General features: G+C 71.4%; 25 protein-coding genes. 15 read left to right on the top strand and 10 right to left on the bottom strand.

The features are described from left to right. Positions 1-190: 190 nt before the first annotated feature. The 3 genes from ACFWI8_RS33315 to ACFWI8_RS33305 are packed head-to-tail and all read right to left on the bottom strand — an operon-like array spanning position 191 to position 2,945. Positions 191-760, bottom strand: coding sequence for a hypothetical protein (locus tag ACFWI8_RS33315; protein ID WP_387099196.1), 570 nt, complete (start codon positions 758-760; stop codon positions 191-193). Further along, on the bottom strand, positions 757-2,589 hold the full coding sequence (locus ACFWI8_RS33310) for an alpha/beta hydrolase (RefSeq protein WP_387099194.1): 1,833 nt from the start codon (positions 2,587-2,589) through the stop codon (positions 757-759). Before ACFWI8_RS33310 ends, ACFWI8_RS33315 begins: the two co-directional genes overlap by 4 nt. Then, a complete protein-coding gene (locus ACFWI8_RS33305; protein ID WP_387099192.1) occupies positions 2,586-2,945 on the bottom strand; it encodes a type VII secretion target in 360 nt (119 codons plus the stop codon). Before ACFWI8_RS33305 ends, ACFWI8_RS33310 begins: the two co-directional genes overlap by 4 nt. 1,568 nt (positions 2,946-4,513) lie before the next feature. Here ACFWI8_RS33305 and ACFWI8_RS33300 point away from each other — a divergent pair. Beyond that, complete coding sequence (locus tag ACFWI8_RS33300) at positions 4,514-5,800, top strand: S8 family serine peptidase (RefSeq protein WP_387099190.1); 1,287 nt, start codon at positions 4,514-4,516, stop codon at positions 5,798-5,800. A 14-nt stretch (positions 5,801-5,814) separates the two neighbouring features. On the opposite strand, the gene ACFWI8_RS33295 is transcribed toward ACFWI8_RS33300, so the two are convergent. Next, positions 5,815-7,215 (bottom strand): metallopeptidase TldD-related protein, encoded by a 1,401-nt coding sequence (locus ACFWI8_RS33295; protein WP_387099188.1) that lies wholly within the window; start codon positions 7,213-7,215, stop codon positions 5,815-5,817. Further along, complete coding sequence (locus ACFWI8_RS33290; protein ID WP_387099186.1) at positions 7,212-8,735, bottom strand: TldD/PmbA family protein; 1,524 nt, start codon at positions 8,733-8,735, stop codon at positions 7,212-7,214. The genes ACFWI8_RS33295 and ACFWI8_RS33290 overlap by 4 nt, the downstream gene beginning before the upstream one ends. A 268-nt stretch (positions 8,736-9,003) precedes the next feature. Here ACFWI8_RS33290 and fabG point away from each other — a divergent pair, with 268 nt between their 5' ends. After that, on the top strand, positions 9,004-9,723 hold the full coding sequence (gene fabG / locus ACFWI8_RS33285; RefSeq protein ID WP_387099184.1) for a 3-oxoacyl-[acyl-carrier-protein] reductase: 720 nt from the start codon (positions 9,004-9,006) through the stop codon (positions 9,721-9,723). Between the two features lies 1 nt (position 9,724). Next, a complete protein-coding gene (gene fabI, locus ACFWI8_RS33280; protein WP_311601761.1) occupies positions 9,725-10,504 on the top strand; it encodes an enoyl-ACP reductase FabI in 780 nt (259 codons plus the stop codon). 424 nt (positions 10,505-10,928) lie between these two features. On the opposite strand, the gene ACFWI8_RS33275 is transcribed toward fabI, so the two are convergent. Next, positions 10,929-11,603 (bottom strand): FCD domain-containing protein, encoded by a 675-nt coding sequence (locus ACFWI8_RS33275; RefSeq protein ID WP_311601760.1) that lies wholly within the window; start codon positions 11,601-11,603, stop codon positions 10,929-10,931. 64 nt (positions 11,604-11,667) lie between these two features. On the opposite strand from ACFWI8_RS33275, the gene ACFWI8_RS33270 reads away from it, so the two are divergent. The 4 genes from ACFWI8_RS33270 to ACFWI8_RS33255 all read left to right on the top strand — a co-directional run bounded on the left by ACFWI8_RS33270 (position 11,668) and on the right by ACFWI8_RS33255 (position 14,067). After that, complete coding sequence (locus tag ACFWI8_RS33270; RefSeq protein ID WP_387099181.1) at positions 11,668-12,936, top strand: CynX/NimT family MFS transporter; 1,269 nt, start codon at positions 11,668-11,670, stop codon at positions 12,934-12,936. 16 nt (positions 12,937-12,952) lie between these two features. Next, complete coding sequence (locus tag ACFWI8_RS33265) at positions 12,953-13,069, top strand: SGM_5486 family transporter-associated protein (RefSeq protein WP_387099179.1); 117 nt, start codon at positions 12,953-12,955, stop codon at positions 13,067-13,069. Between the two features lie 184 nt (positions 13,070-13,253). Further along, a complete protein-coding gene (locus ACFWI8_RS33260; RefSeq protein ID WP_311601759.1) occupies positions 13,254-13,436 on the top strand; it encodes a hypothetical protein in 183 nt (60 codons plus the stop codon). A gap of 109 nt (positions 13,437-13,545) precedes the next feature. Continuing rightward, a complete protein-coding gene (locus ACFWI8_RS33255; RefSeq protein ID WP_387099177.1) occupies positions 13,546-14,067 on the top strand; it encodes a SixA phosphatase family protein in 522 nt (173 codons plus the stop codon). 130 nt (positions 14,068-14,197) lie between these two features. Here ACFWI8_RS33255 and serB read toward each other — a convergent pair whose 3' ends face one another. Continuing rightward, positions 14,198-15,412: a phosphoserine phosphatase SerB gene (gene serB, locus ACFWI8_RS33250; protein ID WP_387099175.1), complete on the bottom strand. Its 1,215-nt coding sequence runs from the start codon at positions 15,410-15,412 to the stop codon at positions 14,198-14,200. 229 nt (positions 15,413-15,641) lie between these two features. Between serB and ACFWI8_RS33245 the strand changes: the two genes are divergently transcribed. The 4 genes from ACFWI8_RS33245 (at position 15,642) to ACFWI8_RS33230 (ending at position 20,509) form a co-directional block, all read left to right on the top strand. Beyond that, complete coding sequence (locus ACFWI8_RS33245; protein WP_387099173.1) at positions 15,642-18,131, top strand: FHA domain-containing protein; 2,490 nt, start codon at positions 15,642-15,644, stop codon at positions 18,129-18,131. Positions 18,132-18,316: 185 nt separating this feature from the next. Further along, positions 18,317-19,465 carry a GAF domain-containing sensor histidine kinase gene (locus ACFWI8_RS33240; RefSeq protein ID WP_387099171.1) on the top strand — a complete coding sequence of 383 codons (1,149 nt, stop codon included), beginning with the start codon at positions 18,317-18,319 and terminating at the stop codon, positions 19,463-19,465. Further along, on the top strand, positions 19,458-20,111 hold the full coding sequence (locus tag ACFWI8_RS33235) for a response regulator (protein WP_387099170.1): 654 nt from the start codon (positions 19,458-19,460) through the stop codon (positions 20,109-20,111). Before ACFWI8_RS33240 ends, ACFWI8_RS33235 begins: the two co-directional genes overlap by 8 nt. 155 nt (positions 20,112-20,266) lie before the next feature. Next, positions 20,267-20,509 carry a chaplin gene (locus ACFWI8_RS33230; protein WP_387099168.1) on the top strand — a complete coding sequence of 81 codons (243 nt, stop codon included), beginning with the start codon at positions 20,267-20,269 and terminating at the stop codon, positions 20,507-20,509. A gap of 60 nt (positions 20,510-20,569) precedes the next feature. On the opposite strand, the gene ACFWI8_RS33225 is transcribed toward ACFWI8_RS33230, so the two are convergent. Further along, positions 20,570-21,358, bottom strand: a complete 789-nt coding sequence (locus ACFWI8_RS33225) for a hypothetical protein (RefSeq protein ID WP_387099166.1) — start codon at positions 21,356-21,358, stop codon at positions 20,570-20,572. Between the two features lie 150 nt (positions 21,359-21,508). Between ACFWI8_RS33225 and ACFWI8_RS33220 the strand changes: the two genes are divergently transcribed. The 3 genes from ACFWI8_RS33220 to ACFWI8_RS33210 all read left to right on the top strand — a co-directional run bounded on the left by ACFWI8_RS33220 (position 21,509) and on the right by ACFWI8_RS33210 (position 23,823). After that, a complete protein-coding gene (locus ACFWI8_RS33220; RefSeq protein WP_387099164.1) occupies positions 21,509-22,303 on the top strand; it encodes an ABC transporter ATP-binding protein in 795 nt (264 codons plus the stop codon). Between the two features lie 64 nt (positions 22,304-22,367). Next, positions 22,368-22,790, top strand: a complete 423-nt coding sequence (locus tag ACFWI8_RS33215) for an NfeD family protein (RefSeq protein ID WP_387099162.1) — start codon at positions 22,368-22,370, stop codon at positions 22,788-22,790. Between the two features lie 61 nt (positions 22,791-22,851). Further along, positions 22,852-23,823: an SPFH domain-containing protein gene (locus ACFWI8_RS33210; RefSeq protein WP_387099160.1), complete on the top strand. Its 972-nt coding sequence runs from the start codon at positions 22,852-22,854 to the stop codon at positions 23,821-23,823. 85 nt (positions 23,824-23,908) lie between these two features. Here ACFWI8_RS33210 and ACFWI8_RS33205 read toward each other — a convergent pair whose 3' ends face one another. Beyond that, positions 23,909-24,418: an HNH endonuclease gene (locus ACFWI8_RS33205; RefSeq protein WP_387099158.1), complete on the bottom strand. Its 510-nt coding sequence runs from the start codon at positions 24,416-24,418 to the stop codon at positions 23,909-23,911. Between the two features lie 141 nt (positions 24,419-24,559). Then, positions 24,560-25,099, bottom strand: coding sequence for a YbhB/YbcL family Raf kinase inhibitor-like protein (locus tag ACFWI8_RS33200; RefSeq protein WP_387099156.1), 540 nt, complete (start codon positions 25,097-25,099; stop codon positions 24,560-24,562). Positions 25,100-25,151: 52 nt separating this feature from the next. On the opposite strand from ACFWI8_RS33200, the gene ACFWI8_RS33195 reads away from it, so the two are divergent. Beyond that, on the top strand, positions 25,152-25,868 hold the full coding sequence (locus ACFWI8_RS33195) for a DNA-3-methyladenine glycosylase (protein ID WP_387099154.1): 717 nt from the start codon (positions 25,152-25,154) through the stop codon (positions 25,866-25,868). Positions 25,869-26,155: the final 287 nt, after the last annotated feature.

Genomic DNA, 26,155 nt, shown 5'->3' with positions numbered 1-26,155 from the left:
GGCCCTGAGACAACAGACGAAGGCTTGGAAGACACGACAACAGACTCCCACCAACGAGCCCGCCGCACCCACAGAACTAACGAAAAGATCAGTAGTCGGGGTGTCGCTCGTATGGTGGGGCCATGGAAGGCCGTCGGGGCGGGATGGTGTGGTCCGAGCGCCGGCTCGCCTCGCGGATGTGCCCAGAGTGTCAGAACTCCCCGCGCGGGCTTTCGCCTTCGGGGGTACTGAAGCAGGCCGAGGCAAGGTTCACTGAGAGGCGCGGTTCCCCACGAGTCCTGCCGGGCAGCTCTACGTTGACCGCGTACTCGATGTCAGGGTTCTCCAGGAGAACCCGTGGCGTTCGGTCGGCATTGTTCAGCTCGCCATCCTCGACGACCTCCCAACCGCGGTTGATGAGTTCGTCCCTAAGCTGTGCCATCCCCGTTTCGAGGGTCTCGGCTGAAACTCCTCGGACAGACCAGGCGTGGTACACCGTGTAGAGACGTTCCCGGTCTGGGTCTTCCTCGCAGAGGTCGATGCCTGGTCCTGGTTCGGACACCTGCCCTTGAATTTCCGTCAGATCCAGGAGCATGCTGGATAGCTCGCGCGTTTCCTGGCGAGCATCTTCCACGGATTTCACCGTGTACGGCGAGTCCCGCTGCGTATCCTCATTGGCCACAGCGGCGCACCCGGCCGTTGTAAGGGTCGCGAGCGTGAGAGCCATGGCACCGACGTGCTTGGCGCCGATCGTTCCGCATCGCCTGTCACCTTTCGTCATTCGAGTTCCACTTCGTCATATAGTCCCATGACCACGCGCGACTGGTTCTTGAGGCTTGCCGAACGGTCATTCCAGTATGCGCCGTGCTCATTCGCGTCTGTGACCATGATGTTCCCGCCGAAGCTCTCCATCGAGGGCACCTGCGGAAGAATGCCGACGTCAAGGTACGGGAGACCGGTCCTGCTTACTTCAAGGTCGATGTCGATGGCATCGCCTCCCAGAAACGGCGCCCCAAGGGCGGGAACCGGATCGTCCATCGTGCTGCCTGCCATTGCCCAGACATGATGGCGGCCGACTCCGAGCTCCTCCGCGCTATTCACGAGCATGCCCGGACTGCCGGCGACCACGATGTCGTCGGCTCGGAAGGCGTCGTCCCGGGAAGCAGCACCGATGACGGTACTTCCGTAACTGTGTCCGATCACCGTGGTATGTGCGGCGTCCGGACCCTGATGTGACGCATTAATTCCGTCCATGAAGCGGGACAGGGCGGGAGCGCCCTCCTCGGCATAGGAAACCGATGTCGCATCTGAGAACAAGGCGTCGCCCTCGCGGAACGGATAGGCGTTGTCGGGCGCGTCGTATCCGAGCCAAGTGATGGTGGCGAGGCTCTCATCGAAAACATCTGCGTTACCTTGTCTCCAGAGCCGCACCATCCTCGTGATATCGCTTTCAATCCCGGCCAGGTCGGCACCGGTGCCGGGCACGTAGACCGCCGTGTGCCTGGCCGTGTCCGGGTTGCCGTTGGCGATGATGGCGCGTCCGTCGCCTTCGGCGCTGAAGTCGAGGAGGTAGGCCTCGGGAAGTCCTTCAGCGCCGGTCTGGTCGAAGCGGTTCTGGATGCTTCGCATTCCGCCCAATACGGCTTCCAGTCGTTCTCGCTCCGCGTTCCACGCGGGCCACTCGGGTGAGCGGAACTCGCCATCCATCAGCACGGGCCTGCGGTGGATGCCGGTGTCGGATGGCGACGGTTCCTGCGCCAGGTGCTCGGTCAATTGGTCGCTGAGCCGCGCGTACTCCATCTCCAGCAGACCTCGGTTCGCCGTGTCGCGTACCTCGGCGGGCAGGCCGTCCAACGCACCGATACGTTCGGGGAAGAGCGCGAGGAGCGCGTCACGCTCGCGTTGTCCCAGGCCGGCCCACCAGTCGCGGTTCTCGGTCGGTCTCTGGCCCTCCGGGATCTGGGAGGCGTCCAGCACATCGTCCATCGCTCCGGTGACGACCTCGGTGTCGGCGGCCGCGTCGGCCCACATGGCACGGGTGACGTCCGGTCCGTTCGAGGTCTCCAACTCGGCCAGCGTGCCGGCGTACTCCGCGTCCACCGCGTTGGCTCCGGCGAGGATGTCGGCGATCCGGCTGGCAAGGCGCTGCGCCTCGGCCTGGTGCGGATTGGCGTAGGCGTCCAGGGACGGATGCACCGGCGTCCTGGAGGTGGCCGTGCCGCCCGAGGCGGTGCCGGTATCGCGCTCGACCGCCGGGTAGGTGACGCTGCCGTCGTCGCCGACCTGGAAGCCGTACTCCGCCGCCTCGTCCAGAACGGCTCGGAGGCGTCGTTGGGCCTCGCCGAGCTCCTGGGCGAGTCCGTTGAGCGCCGTCTCGACCAGTCCGCACTCGACGCGCGCGTATTCGAAGTTGTCGGCCAGCTGGGTGAGCTGTGTGACGACCTCGTTGGCCGTCTCGCCCTCCTGGGCGTTCGTCCGGACGACGGCCAGCATCTGTCGGTCGACCGACTCCCAGGAGTCGCGGGCCGAGCGGCTGGCCTGCCCCCAGTGACTGGCCTGCACTGGCAGCCGGGCCAGTTGCAGATCACGCAGCACCGGGAGGGTGATCACCAGGCGCCCTCCGGTTGTGGCCGCGCCCATTCGGGGAGTTGGGTGGCGCGTTCCACGGACTGCCGGGCGTCCGCCTCGGTGGCCTCGAAGTCGCCGGCGGCACCGGCGAGGCCGGCAGCCAGGCCGTCGCACCGCTGCCGGACGCTGGTCAGCCGCTCGGCCCAACTGCCCCGCACCCGCCGCAGCGCTGCGGCGGAGGCGAGCCCGTCAAGACCGCGCAACGGGTCGTCGTCCTCCGGACGGAGGTTGCGCAGGGTGGTGTCCAGCTGCTCGACGAGCGTGCTGGCCTGGCCGGCGAGTTCGCGCAGCACAGCGGAGTCGACGCGGAGGTCGACTGCGGCCTCACTGGGTTCCAACGGGCGTTCCTCCCCCTCCCGGACGTGAATCGGGATGAAGGTAGCAGCAGGGGTGGCGGTGCCGCCTGAGTATGAATACTCAGGCGTGAGAGGCGGTTGCCTGGTGTAGTTGGGGATTAACTAAGCTGGGCGGGCTTGTGCCTGATGGTGTGGAGGGGGCGGTGGCGTGGCGAGCTTCGAGGACTACACGCACGAGCAGCTGACACAGCTGCTCGCGGGGGCGGATCCCGAGCAGCTGACGACTCGGGCGGACGTGCTGCTGGCGATGGCGACGGCGCTGAACGGCGCCGACAAAGAGATCTTCGTCCGGATGAGCAAGGTCGAGTGGCAGGGCGAGGGCGCCGAGGCGTTCCGTACCTGGGGACGGCATCTGGTGGAGCAGTCCGTCGTGCTGGCCGACTACGCGCGAACAGTCGGCAACGCGATGCAGGACGCCGGCCAAGCGCTGCACGAGGCGCGGGCGACGATGCCGCCGGTGCCGGAGCGACCGGCACCGCTCACCGACCAGGCGATCTCTCTGCCTGCCGAGGAGTTGGAGCGGCAGGAAGCTATCCGAGTCCTGGAAAGCCTCTCCCAGAAGTACGAGACGGTCGCGGGGAACATGGCGGCGGCCGACGAGCCTCAGTTCCGGCCGATAGAGGGATTCTCCCGAATCGAGGAGGAGAATCGGCCCTGGGCATCAGGGGAAACCCACGGCTCGGCACGACCGGAGGCGTCGGTGGGACACGGCTCCACCAGCGAGACGAGGTCGGTGCCAGGGGAATGGATTGGTACGGGTGGGCTCTCAACGGCGCCAGTACTGCGTGAGAGTCCAGCCACCTACGATCGGCCGGCGGGCGTGGCTCCGCCGTCACCAGCCGTCACCGAGAGCCAAATCGGCACCTCGCTGGACTCTATGGCACCCGTCGCGGAACGGCCGCTCCCTGCGGCTGAGCCCGCGCCGGCCGCTGGAGACGGTCGGCTGATCGGGGGTGGAGGTGCCGTCGCGCCCGAGCGAATGCCGCCGCCCACGACGGTGGGGCCGCTTCAGCATCTCCGGTTCCCCGCGTCGCCCCAAGCATCCCAGCCTGCCCCTTCGGGGCGATCGCCCGTCGGAGGCGGCGGCCCGGGGCAGGGGGTAACGCCTCGGCTTCCGCTGGCGCCCGCCCCGGAGGGGTATGCGGCAGGACGCCCAAGCGGCAGTGGGCCGGGGCCGGTTGGCGGCCGTCCGCCCCAATTCGGCGGGGCAGGTTCATGGGGCAGCCCAGCCGGCGGGGTACCGCGGGTGTCGACCGGCATTATCGGAGGTACGCCTCGACCACCGCAGAGCGCTGGGCGTGGCCTTCCTCCGAGTACGGCAGTGGGAGCGCAGACCGCGTTCGCCTATCGAGACCCGACGACTGGGCTGGTCCGCGGCCTCGGCGGAGTGCCTGTCATGAAGCGTCCAGGGGAGCCGAGCGGCCCGCCACAAGCGACCCCTGGCAATGAGGCACGGTATGCAGGTGGCCGCTCTCGTCGATCGAGACGAAGGCGCCAACAGGAATCGGACGACAGGCGTGGCGATGCACAGGGCAAGGACGGCTGAATAGATGTCGCAGATCAACCGCTCCGCTATGCGACGACGCCGATGGCTCGGTGTCGGGGCGCTTGTCGCGAGCCTGTGGTGTCAGGGCGGCATGGCCCCCCATGCGATGGCCGACGATGCGACGGCTTTCTGGCATCTGGATACCCTGCGGTCCGAGGAGATCTGGCAGCACACCCAGGGCGAGGGCATCACGGTCGCGGTCATCGACAGTGGAGTCGATGACTCAGTTCCCGAGTTGCGCGGGCGGGTCCTGGAAGGCGCTGACCTTAGCCCCGACCCCATGGGGGCTCACGTCGATGCCAACGGTCACGGTACGAACATGGCGTCGCTCATCGCCGGCACCGGTGCCGAGGGCGGCACCCGCGGGCTCGCTCCGGAGGCCACCATCCTCCCCATCCGAGTCATGGAGGGGATCGAGGGGACGCTGTCTGATGAGTTCGACTTCGGTGTCGAGGAGCGGTTGGGCGAGGCCATTGCCTACGCGGTCGAGGCAGGTGCCCAGATCATCAACGTATCCCTGAGCAAGTCGGAGTTGGGGATTGAGATCGAGGTCCTGGACGAAGCCTTGGCGCAGGCCGCGCGGCAGGACGTACTGATCTTCGCGGGTGCCGGCAACGATGGCGACGAGGGAGAACCCGTTGGCCTTCCCGCCACCCGGGAGGGGGTGGTGGCCGTTGCGGCGGTCGATCCGGACGGCGGGCGTGCCGCGTACTCGTCCGCCGGTCCGCAGGTGGCGCTCGCCGCGCCGGGCACCGATTTGTCGCAGCGATGCGAGATCGGAAATGCCGAGATGTGCCTGGGGCGAGGCACGAGCCAGGCCACCGCCATCGCCTCCGCGTCCGCCGCGCTCATCTGGTCGGCGAACCCGGACTGGACGAAGAACCAGGTCCTTCGCGCGATGATCGAGACCGCCGACGGGAATGGGCAGCGGGACGAGTACGTGGGGTACGGGGTGATCGACCCGGCTCGCGTGATCGTGGATGGGGAGGGCGATCCGGGGGATCCGGACGTGAACCCGTTGTTCGAGGACTATGAGGCGTCGCTCAGCCCGCCCGTGTCGCCGGAGCCGCAGGTGGAGGAGCCGGAGGTTCCGCCGGACGCGGCTGAGGCCGAGGAACAGCCGGGCGTGGCCGCTGAAGAGGGCGACGGCGGCGGCTGGCCCGTCGCCGCCGGTGGCGGCGTGGCCGCAGTTGTGGCGGGTGTCGTCGCGTGGGTCGTGTGGCGGAGCCGGCGGCGGCAGCGGTTGGGGACGGTGTATGTCGGGGCCGCGCCGCCGCCGGACCAGGGATGAGTCCGAGGTAGGGGTCAGACGCCGGGGCTGACGGAGCTCATGTTGAAGTCCGGGATCCGCAGCGCCGGCATCGCCGTGCGGGGGAAGTACTCGCCCCACTCGCGTGACCGGCACACCTCCGTCGCGCCGGCCGCCGTGGCGCGGGCCAGCACGTCCACGGGGGACTCGTTGAAGCGGAAGTTGGTGACCACGCCCGTCACCTCCCCGTTCTCGACGAGGTAGACGCCGTCCCGCGTGAGCCCGGTCAGCAGCAGCGTCTTGGGGTCGACGGTGCGGATGTACCAGAGCGAGGTGATCAACAGGGCGCGCTCGGTCGACGCCACCAGGTCGTCGATCGTGCCGGTGCCGCCCGCGTCCAGCAGCAGGTTGTCGACCAGCGGGGCGACCGGCAGGTCGGTGAGGCCTGCGGTGAAGCGGCTGGTCGGGAGCTGGGTGAGGACGCCGTCCCGCATCCAGTCGGTGCGGGTGAGCGGCAGGCCGTTGTCGAAGACGGAGGTGGCGGGGGAGAAGCCGCCGCCCGAGGAGTGGGCGATGGCGAAGGGGGCGGTCTCCAGGCCGCGGGCCGTCGGGTCGCTGTAGAGGGTGACCGGCAGTTGGGCGAGTCGTTCGCCGACGCGCGTGCCGCCGCCCGCCTTGCTGAAGACGGTGCGGCCCTCGTGCGCGTCGCGGGCGTCCGACATCCAGTGCTGGTAGATCAGCAGGTCGGCGACCGAACTCGGCGGCAGCAGCGTCTCGTAGCGGCCGGCCGGTAGTTCCACGCGGCGCTCGGCCCAGGCCAGGCGGCGGGCGAGGCCGGCGTCGAGGGCCGCCGGGTCCACGTCGGTGAAGTCGTGGGTGGGGACCGTGACGAAGGACGAGCGGGAGCCGTCGGCCGACTTGGCGTTGAGTTCGGCGGAACCGGCCGGCTGGTCGTGGCGCAGCCGGAGGCCCGTGGAGGTGCCCAGGTAGCTGGAGACGACCTCGTGCTGGGCGAAGCCGAAGAGCCGGCGGCCCTCCGCGGCGGCGCGCGCGAACGTCTCGCCGAGCGCGGGCGCGAACGCGGCGAACACCTCGGGCGAGGTCTCGGCCGGCGGCTCGGTGAAGCCGGGCGACGCGGGCACGTCCGCGACCAGCGGCTGCGCGTCCTCCGCCGAGGGCGACTGACGGGCGGCCTCCTCGGCGGCCCGCACCAGCGGCTCCAACTCGTCGTCCGTCACGGCGGTGCGGGACACCACGCCGGACGAGGTGCCCTGCGCGCCGTCGACCGTCGCGATCACGGTCAGCCGGCGGCCGCGCGTCACGCCGTTGGTGGTCAGCGCGTTGCCCGCCCAGCGCAGGTTGGCGGACGACGCCTCGTCGGCGATCACCACGGTGCCGTCGGCCCGCGAGAGTTCCAGGGCGCGCTCGACGATCTCGTGCGGTCTGCTGGTGCTCATCGGCCGGACTCCTGGGTGGTGTTGAGGATGTTGATCTGTCGGAAGAGGGCGGAGGGGCAGCCGTGCGAGACGGCCGCGGCCTGGCCGGGCTGGGCCTTGCCGCACATGAACGTGCCGCCCAGCACGTACGTCTGCGGGCCGCCGACGGCCGTCATCGCGCCCCAGAAGTCGGTGGTGGTGGCCTGGTAGGCGACGTCCCGCAGCTGCCCGGCGAGGCGACCGTTCTCGATCCGGTAGAAACGCTGTCCGGTGAACTGGAAGTTGTAGCGCTGCATGTCGATCGACCAGGAGCCGTCGCCGACGACGTAGATCCCGCGCTCGACGTCGGAGATGAGCCCGGCCGTGTCGGGCCCGTCGGCGGCTGGCTGGAGCGAGACGTTGGCCATCCGCTGCAGCGGCACGTGCGAGGGGGAGTCGGCGAACGCGCAGCCGTTGGAGCGCTCGAACCCCTGCAACCTGGCGATCCTGCGGTCCATCTGGTAGCCGACGAGGGTGCCGTCCTTCACGATGTCCCAGGACTGGGTCTGCACGCCGTCGTCGTCGTAGCCGGTGGTGGCCAGGCCGTGCTCGACGGTGCGGTCGCCCGTCACGTTCATGATCGGCGAGCCGTACTTCAACGTGCCGAGCTTGTCGAAGGTGGCGAAGGAGGTGCCCGCGTAGGCCGCCTCGTAGCCCAACGCCCGGTCGAGCTCGGTGGCGTGGCCGATCGACTCGTGGATGGTGAGGAACAGGTTCGACGGGTCGATGACGAGGTCGTACGCGCCGGGCTCGACCGAGGGCGCGGCCATCTTCTCGGCCAACAGGCTCGGGATCTCGGCCAGTTCGCTGTCCCAGTCCCAGCCGGTGCCGGTCAGGTACTCCCAGCCGCGGCCGGCCGGCGGAGCCAGCGTCCGCATCGTGTCGAACCGGCCGCTACCCGCGTCAACCGACGTCGCGGTCAGCTCGGGCAGCACCCGCACCCGCTGCTGGGTGGTGACGGTGCCGGCGGTGTCCGCGTAAAACTTGTTCTCCTGGACGGCCCACAGCCGGGCGTCCACATGGGTCACGCCCTCGCCCGCCAGCAGCCGCTCGCTCCACTCGGCGAGCAGCCCGGTCTTCTCGGCGTCCGGGATGTCGAAGGGGTTGACCTCGTAGGACGAGACCCACGTCCGCTCGCCGTGCGAGGGCTCGGGCGCCAGCTCGACGCGTTCGTCCGAGCCGGCCGCCGCGATGATCTTGGCGGAGAGCCTGGCCATCTCCACCGCCTGCGCGGCGACCCGGGCGGCGCCGTCCATCGTCAGGTCGACGCCGGAGGCGAAGCCCCAACTCCCGCCGTGCACCACGCGCACCGCGTACCCGGTGTCGATGGTGTCCTCGGAGCCGGCCGGCCTGGCGTTGCGCAGCAGCCAGTTGGCGCTGCGCACGCGCTCGAAGCGGAAGTCGGCGTGCTCGGCCCCCAACGCCCGCGCCCTGGCCAGTGCCGCGTCGGCCAACTGGCGCAGGGGAAGCGCGAGGAAGGATTCGTCGATGGATCTTGGCACGATCTCTCCTGTTCGTCGGCTCACCGGCCGCCAGGTGCCACCGTCGCGGCCGGTGTGGCGGGGGTGTCGCCCCCGGGCACCGATCATGCCTGGTGGCGGGCCCGGTGCCCAGGGGGTGTCGGCCTGGTCGAGGGGTGTTTCCGGGCCGAAAACAGCTGTAGACATCCCACAGTGCGGCGGCGAGGTGCCTGTCGCGGCCCGCTCCTCGCCCCCGCTGGGTGGGGCACTAGGTTTGTACAGAGCACACGACTGAGAAAGAGGTGGTCCCTTGAGCCGCTCGGTACTGGTCACCGGAGGCAACCGCGGGATTGGCCTGGCCATCGCCCACGCGTTCGCCGAGGCCGGCGACAAGGTCGCCATCACGTACCGCTCCGGGGAGCCCCCGCAGGAGCTCGTCGAGCTCGGATGCCTGCCGGTCAGGTGCGACATCACCGAGCCCGAACAGGTGGAGCAGGCATACAAAGAGATCGAGGAGAAGCACGGCAAGGTCGAGGTGCTGGTCGCCAACGCCGGCATCACCCGTGACCAGTTGCTGCTGCGGATGTCCGACGAGGACTTCACCGCCGTCCTCGACACCAACCTGACGGGCACCTTCCGGGTCGCCAAGCGCGCCGCCCGCGGCATGCTGCGCGCCAAGGCGGGGCGGATCGTGCTGATCTCCTCGGTGGTCGGCATGATGGGCGCGGCCGGCCAGGCCAACTACGCCGCCTCCAAGGCGGGGCTGGTCGGATTCGCCCGCTCCCTGGCGCGCGAGCTCGGCTCCCGCGGCATCACCTGCAACGTCGTCTCGCCCGGCTGGGTGGACACCGACATGGCGAGGGCGGTGAGCGAGGAGCGGCGTGCCGAGGTGATGGCCAACGTGCCGCTCGGCCGCTACGCGCAGCCGGAGGAAGTGGCCGGCGTCGTCCGCTTCCTGACCTCGGACGCCGCCGCGTACATCACTGGAGCCGTCATCCCGGTTGACGGCGGATTGGGCATGGGTCACTGACATGAGCGGACTTCTCGCGGGCAAGCGGGTGCTGGTCACCGGTGTTCTCACCGAGTCGTCGATCGCCTTCCACGCCGCGAAGCTGGCGCAGGAGGAGGGCGCCGAGGTGGTGCTCACCGGCTTCGGACGGCTGAGCCTGGTGGAGCGGATCGCCAAGCGGCTGCCCAAGCCGGCGCCGGTGATCGAGCTCGACGTGCAGAACCGCGAGCACCTGGCCGGCCTGGCCGACGCGGTCGCCGAGCACCTGGGCGAGGGCATCGGCCTGGACGGCGTGGTGCACTCCATCGCGTTCGCGCCGCAGGACGCGCTGGGCGGGAACTTCCTCAACACCGAGTGGGAGTCGGTCGCCACGGCGGTCGAGGTGTCCGCGTACTCGCTGAAGTCCCTGACCATGGCGCTGCTTCCGCTGCTGGAGCAGCGGGGCGGCTCGGTGGTCGGCATGGACTTCGACGCGCAGGTGGCCTGGCCGAAGTACGACTGGATGGGCGTCTCGAAGGCGGCGCTCGAGGCGACGTCGCGGTACCTGGCGCGTGACCTGGGTGGGAAGAACGTCCGCGTCAACCTGGTCTCGGCGGGCCCGATCAAGTCGATGGCGGCGAAGTCGATCCCGGGCTTCGAGGAACTGGCCGACGTGTGGAACAACCGGGCGCCGATCGGGTGGGACCTGTCCGACCCGGAGCCGGCGGCGCGGGGCGTGGTGGCGCTGCTGTCCGACTGGTTCCCGAAGACGACGGGCGAGATCGTGCACGTCGACGGCGGCGTCCACATGATGGGTGCGTGAACGCTACGCGCTCGGCGTAGGCCGCGGCCGGCCAGGCCCGGGCACCGGCGCGCTCCGCGCGCCCGGTGACCCGGGCCTGTGGCCGTGCCGCGCCCACCCACGGCGGGTGGCCTTGCGCGGCACGGGCCGCGTGGCGCCCGGCGGCGCAGCCGCCGCAGGCCCGGCCCGCACACCGCGCGGAGCGCGGTGGCGGCGCAGCCACCCGCCACCCACTCCGCGCGAAGCGCGGAAAAGGGTGGGCGGGTGGGGAAAACCCGGCATGAAACGCTTGGGCGAGGACCGGCGACGCAGCCGCCGCACCTGGCCGCCAGGCCGGGCTCCGCGCGGTGCGGGAGGTCGCGTGGCCGCCCACCCGCGCGCAGCGCCAAAGGGGGCGGGTGGGCGGGGAAAACCCGGCGCGGAGCGCCGGGTGTCGGGCCGGCCGTCAGGCCAGGGCGCGGCACGTCAGCGCGTAGGAGCCCGCCTCGGTCGCCGCCGTCGTCGCGTCCGCCGCGCGGATCGCGTCGACGACGGGGGAGTGGTCGGCCAGGGTGTCGGCCCGCATCTCCAGGCGTCCCACGTCATCCCGCAGGAACGCCCGCACCACGCCGCCCAGGTCCGCGTAGAGCGCGATCAGGACCTCGTTGTGCGAGGCGCCGACCACCGCCGTGTGGAAGGTGGCGTCCGCCTCCACGAAGCGTTCCAGGTCGCCGCTGGTCCACGCCTCCGCGCGGCGCACGAGCAGCGCGTCGAGCTGCCGCAGGTCGCGTTCGGTGCGGCGGCGCGCGGCGAGCGCGGCGGCCTGGGCCTCCAGCGCGCTCCGCACCTCGGCGACGTCCCGCCGCGGGGCGTCCGCGAAGCGACGCTGCATGACGCCGGCGAGCTCGCTGGTCGCGATCACGTAGGTGCCGGAGCCCTGCCTGATGTCGAGCAGTCCGTTGTGGGCGAGGGCCCGGATCGCCTCGCGGACGGTGTTCCTGGCCACCCCGAGCCGGGCGACCAATTCGGGCTCGGTGGGGATGCGGGAGCCCACCGGCCACTCGCCCGAGGTGATCTGCTGGCGGAGTTGGCTGATGACCTGGTCCGCGAGGGCGGAACGGCGGGGCGCGCTCAGTGACATGGCTCTCCCGGGAATCCGCGAATCCCGTCATCGGGATTCATCCCATGATTCTATGATGCTATCCATGGAGTCGACGAAGGACGACCGTACCCTCCACACCCGCTCACCAGAACCGCCCCCCATAGCCCGCGCCGCGGCGCCGCCGCTGCTGGTCGTCGGCCTGGCGCTCGCGGCGTTCAACCTCCGGCCGGCCCTGGCCAGCATCGGGCCGCTGCTGCCCGAGATACGCGACGGGCTCGCCATGAACGGCGCCGTCGCCGGCCTGCTCACCTCCGTTCCCGCGCTCTGCTTCGCCGTCTTCGGCGTCGCCGCACCCCGCCTCGCCCGCCGCCACGGCCTGCCCACCGTGCTGGTCGCCGGCCTCGCCGCCCTCGCGGCCGGCCTCGCGCTCCGTGCCCTCGCCGGCTCGACCCCGGTCTTCCTCGTCACCAGCACCCTCGCGCTGGCCGGCGTCGCCATCGGCAACGTGCTCATGCCGGTAGTGGTCAAGGAGTACTTCCCGGACCGCATGGGCACCATGACCGGCCTCTACTCCATGTCGCTGTCCTTCGGCGCCGCCTGCGCCGCCGGACTCAGCGTCCCCCTGGCCAGTGCCCTGGGCGACGACTGGCGCCCCGGGCTCGGCTTCTGGGCGCTGCCCGCGGCGGTCGCCGTCCTGCCCTGGCTCGCCGCACTGCCCCGCACCCGCCGCTCGCGCCGCACCGGCGCGGCGGCGACCCGGGGCGAGCCGACCGGCGGCCCCGCCCTCGCCGCGCCCCGGCTGGCCCGTTCCGGCACCGCCTGGGCCCTCGCCGTCTTCTTCGGCCTCCAGGCCACCGCCGCCTACGTCACCCTCGGCTGGAGCCCTCAGATCTACCAGGACGCCGGCGTGTCGGCCGGCACCGCGGGTGTGCTCGCCGCCGTCATCATCGGCCTCGGCGCCCCGATCGGCTTCCTCCTGCCGCCGATCGCCGCCCGCATGCGCCACCAGGGGCCGCTGGTCGCCGTACTCGGCGCGTGCGGCCTCGCCGGCTACGCCGGTCTCTGGCTGGCACCGGCCGGCGGCGCCTGGCTGTGGGCGATCCTCCTCGGCCTCGCCAACTGCTCGTTCCCCGTCGTCCTCACCATGATCGGGATGCGCTCGCGGACCCCCGGGGGCGTCGCCAGACTCTCCGCCTTCGCACAGAGCATCGGCTACCTCATCAGCGTCCCCGGACCGCTGCTCGTCGGCACCCTCAACGAGGCCACCGGAGCCTGGCACGCCCCGCTGGGACTGATGGTGACCCTGATGCTGGTCCAGATCGTCGTCGGCTTCCTGGCCGGCCGGGACCGGTGCGTCGAGGACGACGGCTGAGTGCGACACTTGAGCCATGCCAGCGCTCGATCCCAACCCCACCGGCGGCCAGCGCAAGCTGCTGCTCATCCTCGGCGCCATGCTGGGCATCAGCATCGTCATCGCGGTGATCGCCACCATCGCCTCCCCCTGACCGGGGGCCGCCCGGCCGGGCCGCGCGGCCATGGTGGTGCCAGCACCACCATCCCCTAGGGGGCCAGGTTCAGGGGCGACTGGGTGGCTCACCGGATGGGCCGGGGCCGGCCGCCTCCCTAGGTTGGTGACACGATCCGAGAGACATCGGATCCGACCTTCGACGCATGGAGGCGACGAGCGTCATGTCCGCCCGAGTAGACCGTTCCGGCATGGAGATCCGCCTGCGCTGGTGGGCCCTGGTGCTTCCGGCGGCCGCCTTCGGGGCACTGTTGCTGTTGCTGGTGGCCGGGCCCCAGGCGGACGCCGCCGAGCAGCCGATGCCGGTGACCCAGCTGATCGACCACGTGCAGGCGTGGCTCCCGTGACCCCGTGCGGGCGGATCGTGCGCTGGGGGAGCGATCCGCAGGTCGCCCGCCCGGGTGGGTATCCCAACCCCCCGCGACCCACTGCGCGTTTCATGCGAAGCTGGGGCACATGAGCGTCGATGTTCCGCGCAGGATCGTTCTCCTCCGACACGCCAAGGCCGACTGGCCGCAGGTGTCCGATCACGACCGTCCCCTCGCCGACCGCGGCCGGAAGGACGCGCCCGTCGCAGGGCGCTGGCTCGCCGGGGCCGGCATCAGCCCCGAACTGACCCTCTGCTCCACCGCCGTCCGCACCAGGGAGACCTGGAAGCTGGTCGCCCCCGAGTTGCCGCAGCGGCCCAGGACCGTCTACGAGGAGCGGCTCTACGAGGCCAGCCTCGGTGAGCTGATCGCCCTGGTCAACGAGGTCGACGACGAGATCAGAAACCTGATGATCGTCGGCCACAACCCCGGCGTCCACGCCCTCGCGGACGCCCTCGCCGGTGACGCGGAGGGCGACAGCCTCGCCCGGATGAACCGCTCCGGCTACCCGACCTCGTCCATCGCCGTGCTGAGCGTCACCGGCGACTGGAAGTCCGTGGAACACGGCGTGGCCACCCTCGCCGCGTTCTGGTCCCCGCACCAGGCCTGAGGCCGGGGCGCCGGGCTCGCCCGCCGTGCGGCGCACCGGCCGTTGAGCCGACAGGCAGGCGGGCCAGCGGGGCGGACGGCGGCGAAGCCGCCTCGCTGGCCCGTGCCGCCCGTCCGCTCAGCCCGAGCGGCTAACTCTCCGCGTCCGCCGCCTCGACCTCTTCGCGGGTGATCCCCAGCAGATAGAGCACGGTGTCCAGGAACGGGACCGTCACCGCCGTGTCGGCGGCCTCCCGCACCAGCGGCTTGGCGTTGAAGGCGACCCCGAAGCCCGCCGCGTTGAGCATGTCCAGGTCGTTGGCACCGTCGCCGATCGCGACGGTGCGCGACAGCGGCACCCCGGCCTCGGCGGCGAAGGTCCGCAGCAGCCGGGCCTTGCCCGCCCGGTCCACGATCTCGCCGGTCACCCGGCCGGTGAGCTTGCCGTCGACGATCTCCAGCGTGTTGGCCGCCGCGAAGTCCAGACCGAGGTGGTCCTGGAGCGCGTCCGTGACCTGGGTGAAGCCGCCCGAGACCACGCCCACCTGGCAGCCGAGGCGCTTGAGGGTACGGATCAGGGTGCGCGCGCCCGGGGTCAGCCGCACCTCGGCCCGCACCTTGTCGACCACCGACTCGTCGAGGCCGGCCAGCAGCGCCACCCGGGCGTGCAGCGACTGCTCGAAGTCGAGCTCGCCCCGCATCGCCGCCGCCGTGACCGCCGCGACCTCCTCCTCGCAGCCGGCGTGCGCCGCGAACAGCTCGATGACCTCGTCCTGGATGAGGGTCGAGTCCACGTCCATCACGACCAGGCGCGGCGCCCGGCGGGCGAGCCCCGAGTCGACCACCGCCACGTCCACCGCCAGCGCCGCGGCCTCGGTGGCCAGCGCGGTGCGCAGCCGGGCCGTGTCCACCCCGGAGACGTCGAACTCGACGGCCGTGACCGGGTACTTCGCGAGCCGGAAGATCCGGTCGATGTTGCCGCCGGCGCCCGTTATCCGGGCCGCGATGGCCCCGGTGACCTCGGCCGTCAGCGGATTGCCGAGCACCGTCACGTGCGACCGCCCGACGCCGCGCGCCGGGTTGTCGCCGGTGCCGGAGATGATCTCCGCCTGCAACCGCATCGACTCGGCCCAGCCGTGCACGGTGGCCCGCAGCCCGCCCTCGGTGCCCGAGGCCGCCGACGGCGCCGTCACCAGCGCGCACAGCGTGATCCGGCCGCGGGTGACGACCTGCTCGATGTCGACGACGTCCACCCCGAAGCCGGCCAGGGTCCGGAACAGGCCGGCGGTCAGCCCCGGACGGTCCTTGCCGAAGATCTTGACCAGGAGGGTGGGCACGTCCTGGGTGATCGGTTGCGCAGGCATCATGGTGCCGACCACGGTAGTCGCCCCTGGTGACAGCCTCATGTCGGGTCCGCCTCCTGGACGAGACGGAGAGATGAAGGTCACAGCCCCGCAGGCGCTCTGCACCAGCTTGGTGACAGCCGGGGGGCGACTGGCCCTTCCGGGCCCGAGCCTGGAATAGTTCCCCCACGATGTTCGACCATCCCTAGACCTCCGCTCGGAGGTTGCTCGGGGGACAACTTTTGGGGCTGGAGTGCCGGAACTCGTACTCGAACTGAACGGCCAGACGTGGACTTTGGATCCGACCAGGTCATACACCCTGGGCAGAGACCCCCAAGGTGATGTGGTCCTGCAGGACTCCCGGGTCTCCTGGCGACACGCCGTGGTGCGCTGGGGGGGCCAGAGCTGGGTCCTGGAGGACCAGGGCAGCACGAACGGAAGCTACGTGCAGGGACAGCGCGTACAGCAGGTGCCGCTCGGCCCCGGCACCGTGATCCACCTGGGCAACGCGGCGGACGGCCCGCGCCTCACCTTCTCCGGCGCCGGGCAGCAGATACCCCAGCAGAGCTACGACGCGCAGTTCGCGGGGATGGGCGGCCAGCAGCCGGCACACGTCCCGGCCGCGCAGCCCGCCGGGATGCCGCAGCAGCAGCCGGCCGTGCCGCCCCAGCAGGGGTACGACCCGTCCGGGCGCGGCGGCCAGGGGGGCCACGGCGGCGGTGGCTTCGACGGCGGCGCGACCAGCCTGCACATGCTCACCGTCGGCAAGGTCACGCGCATCGGCCGTGCCCTGGAGAATGAGCTGGTCGTCAGCGACCTCCAGGTCTCCCGGCTGCACGCCGAGTTCCTCGCGCACCCCGACGGGCGCTTCGAGATCCGCGACATGGGCAGCCACAACGGCACCTATGTCAACGGCCAGCAGCTGCCCAAGAACGGCCGCCGCTACCTGGGCCAGAACGACACGGTCGGCATCGGCCACTCCACCTTCCGGCTGGTCGGCAACCAGCTCCAGGAGTTCGTCGACACCGGCGAGGTCTCCTTCTCCGCCCGCCACCTGACCGTCCAGGTCAACAACGGGCAGACCACGATCCTCAACGACGTCTCCTTCGGCGTCCCCGAGAAGTCGCTGGTCGGCGTCATCGGCCCCTCGGGCTCCGGCAAGTCCACGCTGCTGCGGGCCCTCACCGGCTACCGTCCGGCGACCTACGGCGAGGTCCTGTACGACCAGCGGAACCTCTACACCCACTTCGCCGAGCTGCGGAACCGCATCGGCCTCGTCCCGCAGGACGACATCCTGCACACCGCGCTGCCCATCAGGCAGGCGCTCCGGCTGGCCGCCAAGCTCCGCTTCCCCGGCGACGTCGGCGAGGCCGAGCGCAACGCCCGCGTCGAGGAGGTGCTGGCCGAGCTCAAGCTCAGCCCGCACGCCACCAAGCGGATCTCCTCGCTCTCCGGCGGTCAGCGCAAGCGCGTCTCGGTCGCCCTCGAGCTGCTGACCAAGCCGTCGCTGATCTTCCTGGACGAGCCCACCTCGGGTCTCGACCCGGGCATGGACCGCGACGTGATGCAGCTGCTGCGCAGCCTCGCCGACGACGGCCGTACCGTGCTGGTGGTCACCCACTCGGTGGCCGAGCTCGGGCTCTGCGACCGCGTGCTGGTGATGGCCCCCGGCGGCGGCGTCGCCTACTTCGGCCCGCCGGACGAGGCGCTGAACTTCTTCGGCTACGACAACTGGGCGGACGTGTTCTCGGCCTTCGAGAACTACCGCGACTTCGACTGGATGGGCCGCTGGCGCGGCTCGCAGCACTTCCAGATGTACGCCGCCGACGTGGACGCGGCGCAGCCGCAGGCCGCCCAGCACATCCAGCCGATGGCGGCCAGCCAGCAGAAGCGGCAGACCTGGGGCTCCCAGGTGTGGACGCTGATGCGCCGCTACGCCGCCGTCATCGTGGCCGACAAGGGCTTCCTCGGCCTCACGGTGGCGCTGCCCATCGTGCTGGGCGCGGTCTCGGCGGTCATACCCGCGGACTTCGGTCTCGGCTACGGCTCGCCGGAACGTGGCCTCCGCAACGGCGACGCCAGCATCATCCTGCTGGTGCTGGTCGTCGGCATGTGCTTCTCCGGCGCCGCCAACGCCGTCCGCGAGCTGATCAAGGAACGGGTGATCTACGAGCGGGAACGCGCCGTCGGCCTCTCCCGCTCCGCGTACCTGATGTCGAAGGTGTTCGTGCTCGGCATCGTCACCGTGCTCCAGGCGCTGATCCTCAGCGTCATCGGCTTCCTGCCCAGGGACATGCCCGCCGAGGGCGTCATCTTCGCGGACTCGCCCGCCGTCGAGATGACCCTGGTCCTGATGGCGCTCGGCTGCACCTCCATGATGATCGGCCTGGTGATCTCCGCGCTGGTGCGCACCTCCGAGATGACCATGCCGCTGCTGGTGATGATCTCCGTCGTCCAGCTGGTCTTCACCGGCGCCCTCTTCAAGGTGCACGGCACCCTGGGCGTGGAGCAGGTGGCCTGGCTGATGCCCTCCCGCTGGGCGCTGGCCGGCGTGGGCACCACGGCCGACCTCAACACCCTGACGGCCTCGGCGACCGAGGAGCCCGACCCCGACCCGCTGTGGAAGCACGAGGCCGGCTGGTGGCTGCTCGACGTGGCCATGCTGGGGGTCCTCGCCGTCATCTGCGGCTACCTGGTCATGAAGTTCCTGCGGCGCCACGAGCCCGAGGTCATGCGTAACTGACCGGCCCCCGTCACCGCATGCCAGGGCGGCGGGCGCCCCCGCAAGGAGGGCGCCCGCCGCCTTCGTGCGCGCCGAGGGGCGCGCGCCCGGGGCGCCCATCAGACCCGGGACCTAGGCCACGCGCCCCAGCGATCACCGGCGGCGGCCCGATCCACCACCCCACCCGCAGGCGTTACGGTCTGACCATGGCCCCCAGAACCGGGCTTGCGGCGGTGAGCGCCGCGCTGCTCGCCATGAACCGCACCCTCGAGGTCCGCGACGTGCTGCAGACCATCGTGCGCAGCGCCCGCGAGCTCCTCGACGCCCGCTACGCCGCCCTCGGTCTCCCCGACGGCAACGGCGGCTTCGCCCAGTTCCTCGTGGACGGCGTCAGCGACCGTCAGTGGAAGGCCATCGGCCCCCTGCCCCGGCAGCACGGCATCCTCGCCGCCATGCTCAGCGGCGGGGCCCCCGTCCGCCTCGCCGACGTACGCCAGGACCCGCGCTTCGAGGGCTGGCCCGCCGCCCACCCCGAGATGAGCGACTTCCTCGGCATGCCCATCGCGGACGGCGAGAGCGTCCTCGGCGCGCTCTTCCTCGCCAACAAGCGCTGCCCCCCGGGCCGCCGCCCACCCACCGGCTGCGCCTTCACCGCCGAGGACGAGGAGCTCCTGCGCCTCCTCGCCGAGCACGCCGCCATCGCCCTCACCAACGCCAGGCTGTACGAGCGCAGCCGCGAGCTCACCATCGCCGACGAGCGGGCCCGCCTCGCCCACGAGCTGCACGACGCCGTCGCCCAGAAGCTGTTCTCGCTCCGCCTCACCGCCCAGGCCGCGACCACCCTCATCGACCGCGACCCGACCCGCGCCAGGAGCGAGCTGCGGCAGGTCACCGCCCTCGCCGCCGAGGCCGCCGACGAGCTGCGCGCCGCCGTCATCGAGCTGCGCCCCGCCGCCCTCGACGAGGACGGGCTCGTCGCCACCCTGCGCGCCCAGATCCAGGTCCTCGACCGCGCCCACCCCGCCGGCGTCACCTTCGACTGCCAGGACCAGCGCGCCCTCCCCGCCCCGCAGGAGGAGGCCGTGCTGCGCGTCGCCCAGGAGGCCCTGCACAACGCCCTGCGGCACGGCACGCCCACCCGGGTGCGGGTGACGCTCTTCCGCCGGGGCACCGCGACGGTGCTCCGGGTGACCGACGACGGCACCGGGTTCGACCCCGAGGCCGTGCGCACCGCCGGCCGCCACCTCGGCCTGGTCTCCATGCGGGACCGGGCGGCGGCGGTGGGCGGATCGCTGACCGTGCAGTCGGCGCCCGGCCAGGGCACCGCGATCGAGATGGAGGTTCCCGGTGGCTGACGTCATCCGCGTGCTGATCGTCGACGACCACCAGGTCGTCCGCCGCGGGCTGCGCACGTTCCTCGAGGTGCAGGACGACATCGAGGTGGTCGGCGAGGCCGCCGACGGCGCCGCCGGCGTCGACCGGGCCGAGGAGCTGCGCCCCGACGTCATCCTCATGGACGTCAAGATGCCGGGCACCGACGGCGTCGAGGCGCTCGGCCGGCTCAGCGAGCTCGGCAACCCCGCCCGGGTGCTCGTCGTCACCAGCTTCACCGAGCGCCGCACCGTCATCCCCGCGCTGCGCGCCGGCGCCGCCGGCTACGTCCACAAGGACATCGACCCCGAGGCGCTGGCCGGCGCCATCCGCGCCGTCCACGCCGGCCACGTGCTGCTCCAACCGGAGGTGGCCGGCGCGCTGCTCGCCCAGGACTCGTCGGGCGGCGGCGCGGGCCGGGGCGGCTCGCTCACCGACCGGGAGCGCCAGGTGCTGGCCCTGATCGCCCGCGGCCGCTCCAACCGCGAGATCGCCCGCGCCCTGGTGCTCTCCGAGAAGACGGTGAAGACCCACGTGTCGAACATCCTGATGAAGCTGGACCTCGCCGACCGCACCCAGGCCGCGCTCTGGGCCGTCCGGCACGGGATCTCGGACGAGAACCGCCCCTGAACCACGGGCCCCTGGCGTCAACTTCACGCACTCCGCTACGCCGAACGTGCGTAACGGGCCGCCAGACCGTGCCGCCCGTCGCGACCGGCCGTTGTGCAGCGCGCGACCTCACGCCCAGGAAGTCGCGCAGAGCAACGTCCAGGAGGAACGAACCCATGATCACTGCCAGGAAGGCCGCCCTCGTGCTCGCCGCCACCGGGGTCACCCTCGGGGCCGCCGCCAGCTCCGCCTTCGCCGCCTCGTCCGACGCGGCCGGCTTCGCGGCGGGCTCCCCCGGCGTCGTCTCGGGCAACAACATCCAGGTCCCGATCGACATCCCCGTCCAGCTGGACGGCAACACGATCAACGTCGTCGGGCTCCTGAACCCCGCCTTCGGCAACGTCGGCATCATCCGCTGAGCCGTCGGGCACGCACCACACCGGTCCCCGGAGCCACCAGGCCCCGGGGACCGGCCGCGTTCAGCCCCGCTGCCGCTCCAACTCCTCGGCGTACGCGTTGTACGCCGCCACCCGAGCCCGCCGCGCCGCCCGCTCCACCGGGCGCAACACCCCCTCGCGCAGCGCCATCTGCCCCGCGCTCACCGCCGCCCCCGGCTCCGTCTCGGCCGCGATCTCCACCAGCGCCCCGACCCGCTGCGCCAACTCCAACACCCGCACCGCACGCGGCGGATAGCCGGGCGCCAGCACCTGCCGCCCCCGCTCCATCCGCGCCCGGTACGCCTCCAGCCTGGCCAGCGCCATCGGCCCGGCCCCCGCCACGTCGAGCCGCGTCAACTCCTCCGTGGCGTCCCGCAACACCTCGGCCAACTCCCGCTCCGCCTCCCCGAGCGTCGGCACGTCCGCCGGCGGCGCCTGCCGCACCGCCAGGCAACGCCACACCACCTCCGTCAACACGTCCCCGGCGGGACCCGCCTCGCTCACCTCGGGAACGAGCCCCACCCCCGCGCCCGAGGCCAGCACCGCCTCCTCGGCGTCCATCGCCGCCGCGTTGAACTCCGGCGGCCCGCACAGACCCAACGGGTGCCCGGGCCGCGGCAGCGCGATCCGCAGCCCCACGGCACCCAGCGCCCGCAGCCGGCCGAACGCCAACGTCAGCCCCACCGGGCCCGACTCGCCGGGCAGATCCACCACGCGGTGCACCGAGTCGGCGCCGACCGCACGCGTCGCGGCGTCGTCCGGAGCCACCAGACCGGCGAAGAGAGCGTTACCCCAGGCGGCGAGCCGCCCCGCACGTGGTTCATCGAGCATGCCCCTACCTTAGGGAAGGAAGGCCAACAAGCCTCCTGACGACAGACTCCGGGAAGCGGTGGCGTAGGTTTTGTCCGTGAGGACGTGCCCACCGGCACCGACGCCACCGAACACCGAGCAACGGCGACCGCAAGGGGAGAGACCGCGCGCATGAGCGATGTACTGGAGCTGGTGGACGTATCCGTGGTCCGCGACGGCCGGGCTCTGGTGGACAAGGTCTCCTGGTCGGTCGCCGAAGGCGAGCGCTGGGTGATCCTCGGCCCCAACGGCGCCGGCAAGACGACCCTGCTGAACGTCGCCTCCAGCTATCTCTTCCCGACCACCGGCACCGCCCAGATCCTCGGCGAGAAGCTCGGCTCCGTCGACGTGTTCGACCTCCGCCCGCGCATCGGCATGGCCAGCAGCGCGCTCGCCGCCAAGCTCTCCCCACGCCAGACCGTCCTCACCACCGTCCTCACCGCCGCCTACGGCATGACCGCCGGCTGGCAGGAGCGCTACGACGAGGTCGACGAGCAGCGCGCCCGCGCCTTTCTCGACCGCCTCGGCATGACCGAGTACCTGGATCGCAGATTCGGCACCCTCTCGGAGGGAGAGCGCAAGCGCACCCAGATCGCCCGCGCCCTGATGTCCGACCCCGAACTCCTGCTGCTCGACGAGCCGGCGGCCGGCCTCGACCTCGGCGGCCGCGAGGACCTGGTGCGCCGCCTCGGCCGCCTCGCCCGTGACCCGTACGCACCCTCCATGCTGATGGTCACCCACCACGTCGAGGAGATCGCGCCCGGCTTCACCCACGTGCTGCTCATCCGCCAGGGCAGGGTCCTGGCCGCGGGCCCCCTCGACACCACCCTCACCTCCTCCAACCTCTCCCACTGCTTCGGCCTCCCCCTCGTCGTCGAACGCCGCGACGACCGCTGGACCGCGCACGGCCTGCCGCTCCGCGGCTGAGCCCTGAGCCGGTAATCTCCACGAACCCTGTCCTCGGCACCGCGCCCCGACCTACCATGGGCGCGTGGACTTCTGGGTGTGGTGGCTCATCGCCGCCGGTGGATTCGCGATCGCTCTCGTCCTCACCACCATGCCGGAGCTCGGCATGCTCGCGGCCGGCGCCGTCGCGGCGGCCGTCGCCGGCGGCCTGACCGACAGTCTGGTCGTCCAGGTCGTCGTGTTCGCCGTCGTGTCCACCGCCCTCATCGTCGCCGTCCAACCCATCGCGCGGCGCTCCCGCACGGGACCACCGGCGCTCAGTACCGGAGTTGACGCTCTGATGGGCAGAACGGCCATCGTGCTGGAGCGAGTTGACGGACACGGCGGGCGGATCAAGCTCGCCGGCGAGGAGTGGTCGGCCCGCTCCCTGAGCGAGGACGACACCTACGAACCCGGTAGTCAGGTCAGCGTCGTCGAGATCGACGGCGCCACCGCGGTCGTGATGTGATGGGCGAGTCACTTCATCGACAATCGTTCCAACTCTTCTAGCCGCAGGGGGAGATACCACGATGGACGCCATCATCATCGTGCTGGTCATCCTGGTGGTGCTGGTCGTCATCGCGCTCGTCCAGACGATCCAGGTGATCCAACAGGCAAGCGCCGCCATCGTCGAGCGATTCGGCCGCTACACCCGGACGCTGAACGCGGGCCTCAACATCGTCGTCCCGTTCATCGACCGCATCCGCAACCGCATCGACCTGCGCGAGCAGGTCGTGCCCTTCCCGCCGCAGCCCGTGATCACCCAGGACAACCTGGTGGTGAACATCGACACGGTGATCTACTACCAGGTCACCGACGCCCGCGCGGCGACCTACGAGGTCTCCAACTACATCCAGGCCATCGAGCAGCTCACGGTCACCACGCTGCGGAACATCATCGGCGGCATGGACCTGGAGCGCACCCTCACCTCCCGCGAGGAGATCAACGCGGCCCTGCGCGGCGTCCTCGACGAGGCCACCGGCAAGTGGGGCATCCGCGTCAACCGCGTCGAGCTCAAGGCCATCGAGCCCCCCACCTCCATCCAGGACTCGATGGAGAAGCAGATGCGGGCCGACCGGGACAAGCGCGCCGCGATCCTCCAGGCCGAGGGCATCAGGCAGTCCGAGATCCTCCAGGCCGAGGGCGCCAAGCAGTCCGAGATCCTGCGCGCCGAGGGTGACGCCCGCGCCAAGGCCCTCCGCGCCGAGGGCGAGGCCCAGGCCATCCGCACCGTCTTCGAGGCCATCCACGCCGGCGACGCCGACCAGAAGCTGCTCTCCTACCAGTACGTCCAGATGCTCCCGAAGATCGCCGAGGGCGACGCCAACAAGCTCTGGATCGTGCCCAGCGAGATCGGTGACGCCCTCAAGGGCCTCGGCGGCAACCTCGGCCGCTTCACCGGCGGCAACGGAAACGGCAACGGTGGTGGCGGCGCCCCCCAGGACGGCGGCGTCCCCTCCTTCGACAAGCCCCCGGCCCGCGAGCAGCCCCGCATCGAGTGACGCGGCCCCCATCGGCGAGAACGACGTGGCCCGTCCCCGGCACCCAGGCGCCGGGGACGGGCCACCTCACGTCACACCGCTCGGATCAGGCCGCGCGCGGCAACGGCAGCCACTCGGGGAGCGCGTCCTCCGCGAGGGCCCCGACCGCCAGCAGCAGCGCGTCCGCCGGCGTCGGCTCGAAGGGCTCGGACAGCAGCCGCATCCCCGCCTCGGCGGGCGTACGGTTCGCCTTCCGGTGATTGTCCTCCGCACATGCCGCCACCGTGTTCAGCCACGTGTCCCGCCCACCCTGCGAACGCGGCAGCACATGATCGATCGTGGTCGCCCGGCGCCCGCAGTACGCGCACCGATGCCGGTCACGCACCAGCACGCCCCGCCGCGACCACGGGGCCCGTTGTCGGAAGGGCACCTTCACATACCGCCGGAGTCGGATCACCTGGGGCACCGGCAGATCCATCGCCGCGGCCCGCACCCGCAGCCCCGGGTGCTCGTGCTCGACCACCGCCTTGTGCTGGATCACCAGGACCACCGCGCGCCGCAGCGACACCGTCGACAACGGCTCGTAGCTCGCGTTGAGCACAAGGGTCTGCCGCATCCCGCCCACCTCCCGGTCCCTCCCCGCCCCCGCGGCGGGCTGGCTCCAACTGTGCCCCCGGCCCGCCGGGCGGACAATGGAATTTTGCGCGGAGAAGACGCGAAAAAACATGGGCGGGACAACCAACGGAAGATGACGCCGTCAGCCCTCGGCGGGCACCTCGTACTCGCCGATCAGCTGCGCCCGGCCGATGGCGTGGAAGCGCAGGTTGAAGCCGACGAAGGCGGGCGTGGCGTCCGCGTCGGGGCCGAGCTTCTCGGTGTCCACCGCGTACACCGTGAACACGTAGCGGTGCGGACCGTCACCCGGCGGCGGCGCCGCGCCGCCGAAGTCCCGGGTGCCGTAGTCGTTGCGCGCCTGCACCGCGCCCTCGGGCAGCCCGGCACCGTCCGCGGTCCCGACACCCGCCGGCAGTTCGGTCACCGACGCGGGGATGTCGAAGACCACCCAGTGCCAGAACCCGCTGCCGGTCGGCGCGTCCGGGTCGTAGCAGGTGACCGCGAAGCTCCTGGTGGACTCGGGGAACCCCGACCACCTGAGGTGCGGCGACCGGTTGCCGGCGGCGTGGACCTGGTCGTCCTTGAGCCGCTCGCCCTCCCGCACGTCGTCGCTCACGACGGTGAACGACGCGACCGGCGGGTGGAAGTCGTGCGGCAGCGGACGCCGTCCGGGTCCGGACATGGCGGAACCTCCTCATCAGGGGAAAACTCGCGGAGGCTAGCCTAGAGAAGCGATGACCGAGAAGCCCGAGAACAGCCGGCGGAAGAGGCCGGTGGACGCACCGGAGGACACCGCCGACCGACCGCTTCCCCGCGAGTTCTTCGACCGGCCCGTGCTGGAGGTCGCCCCCGACCTGCTGGGCCGCACCCTGGTCAGGACGACGGAGGACGGCGTCATCGCCCTGCGGCTCACCGAGGTCGAGGCGTACGCGGGCGAGCTGGACCCCGGATCCCACGCCTACCGCGGTCGCACGGCGCGCAACGCCACCATGTACGGACCGCCCGGGCACGCCTACGTCTACTTCACCTATGGGATGTGGCACTGCCTGAACCTGGTGTGCGGCCCCGAGGACCACGCCAGCGGGGTGCTGCTGCGCGCCGGCGAGGTGCTCACCGGCGCCGACCTGGCCAGGCGTCGCCGCCCCAAGGCGCGCGGCGACGCCGAGCTGACCAGGGGCCCGGCCCGGCTGGCCACCGCCCTCGGCGTGGACCGCGCCCTGGACGGCACCGACGTGTGCGGCCCCGATCCGCGCGCGCCGATGCGCGTCCTGCACGGCACTCCGGTGGCTCTGGAACACGTGAGCGCGGGCCCGCGCACGGGCGTCTCGGGGCCCGGCGGCGTCCACCCCTGGCGCTTCTGGATCACCGACGACCGCTCGGTCAGCCCCTATCGACCCCACCAGCCCAGGCGTCGACCCGCTCGACTTGACGAGCCCGGAGCAGGGTCGTAATGTTGAGCGAGTCGCCTGGAGCGGGACAAGAACATCACAGCGGTCGCGAGACCAGCGGATGGGTCCTGTAGGCGGCCATCCACTCTCAGCAACAACCTCCCTCACGCGGGGCGCATTTCGCACGCCGAAAAGCAGCCCGGGGGAGAGCGGATTAGGAAATGATCCGGAGGTTGGCTAAGATAGGTGGAAGAACGAAGGGAAGCCCGGAGGGGCCCGAAAGGGAACCGAAGGTAGCGTCCGTTCCTTGAGAACTCAACAGTGTGCCAAGAAGTCAATGCCAGATTTTT

The sequence above is a fragment of the Streptomyces sp. NPDC127098 genome, assembly GCF_042722465.1.
In the GTDB taxonomy this organism is placed as follows: domain Bacteria; phylum Actinomycetota; class Actinomycetes; order Streptomycetales; family Streptomycetaceae; genus Streptomyces; species Streptomyces millisiae.
This window is presented reverse-complemented; position numbering and strand designations above follow the sequence as displayed.

Bases quoted from the DNA above. Each gene is read 5' to 3' on its own strand.
- ACFWI8_RS33315 (WP_387099196.1), bottom strand. From the start codon at position 760: ATGACGAAAGGTGACAGGCGATGCGGAACGATCGGCGCCAAGCACGTC.
- ACFWI8_RS33300 (WP_387099190.1), top strand. From the start codon at position 4,514: ATGTCGCAGATCAACCGCTCCGCTATGCGACGACGCCGATGGCTCGGT.
- ACFWI8_RS33295 (WP_387099188.1), bottom strand. From the start codon at position 7,215: ATGAGCACCAGCAGACCGCACGAGATCGTCGAGCGCGCCCTGGAACTC.
- fabI (WP_311601761.1), top strand. From the start codon at position 9,725: ATGAGCGGACTTCTCGCGGGCAAGCGGGTGCTGGTCACCGGTGTTCTC.
- ACFWI8_RS33275 (WP_311601760.1), bottom strand. From the start codon at position 11,603: ATGTCACTGAGCGCGCCCCGCCGTTCCGCCCTCGCGGACCAGGTCATC.
- ACFWI8_RS33270 (WP_387099181.1), top strand. From the start codon at position 11,668: ATGGAGTCGACGAAGGACGACCGTACCCTCCACACCCGCTCACCAGAA.
- ACFWI8_RS33265 (WP_387099179.1), top strand. From the start codon at position 12,953: ATGCCAGCGCTCGATCCCAACCCCACCGGCGGCCAGCGCAAGCTGCTG.
- ACFWI8_RS33260 (WP_311601759.1), top strand. From the start codon at position 13,254: ATGTCCGCCCGAGTAGACCGTTCCGGCATGGAGATCCGCCTGCGCTGG.
- ACFWI8_RS33255 (WP_387099177.1), top strand. From the start codon at position 13,546: ATGAGCGTCGATGTTCCGCGCAGGATCGTTCTCCTCCGACACGCCAAG.
- serB (WP_387099175.1), bottom strand. From the start codon at position 15,412: ATGATGCCTGCGCAACCGATCACCCAGGACGTGCCCACCCTCCTGGTC.
- ACFWI8_RS33240 (WP_387099171.1), top strand. From the start codon at position 18,317: ATGGCCCCCAGAACCGGGCTTGCGGCGGTGAGCGCCGCGCTGCTCGCC.
- ACFWI8_RS33230 (WP_387099168.1), top strand. From the start codon at position 20,267: ATGATCACTGCCAGGAAGGCCGCCCTCGTGCTCGCCGCCACCGGGGTC.
- ACFWI8_RS33225 (WP_387099166.1), bottom strand. From the start codon at position 21,358: ATGCTCGATGAACCACGTGCGGGGCGGCTCGCCGCCTGGGGTAACGCT.
- ACFWI8_RS33220 (WP_387099164.1), top strand. From the start codon at position 21,509: ATGAGCGATGTACTGGAGCTGGTGGACGTATCCGTGGTCCGCGACGGC.
- ACFWI8_RS33210 (WP_387099160.1), top strand. From the start codon at position 22,852: ATGGACGCCATCATCATCGTGCTGGTCATCCTGGTGGTGCTGGTCGTC.
- ACFWI8_RS33205 (WP_387099158.1), bottom strand. From the start codon at position 24,418: ATGCGGCAGACCCTTGTGCTCAACGCGAGCTACGAGCCGTTGTCGACG.
- ACFWI8_RS33200 (WP_387099156.1), bottom strand. From the start codon at position 25,099: ATGTCCGGACCCGGACGGCGTCCGCTGCCGCACGACTTCCACCCGCCG.
- ACFWI8_RS33195 (WP_387099154.1), top strand. From the start codon at position 25,152: ATGACCGAGAAGCCCGAGAACAGCCGGCGGAAGAGGCCGGTGGACGCA.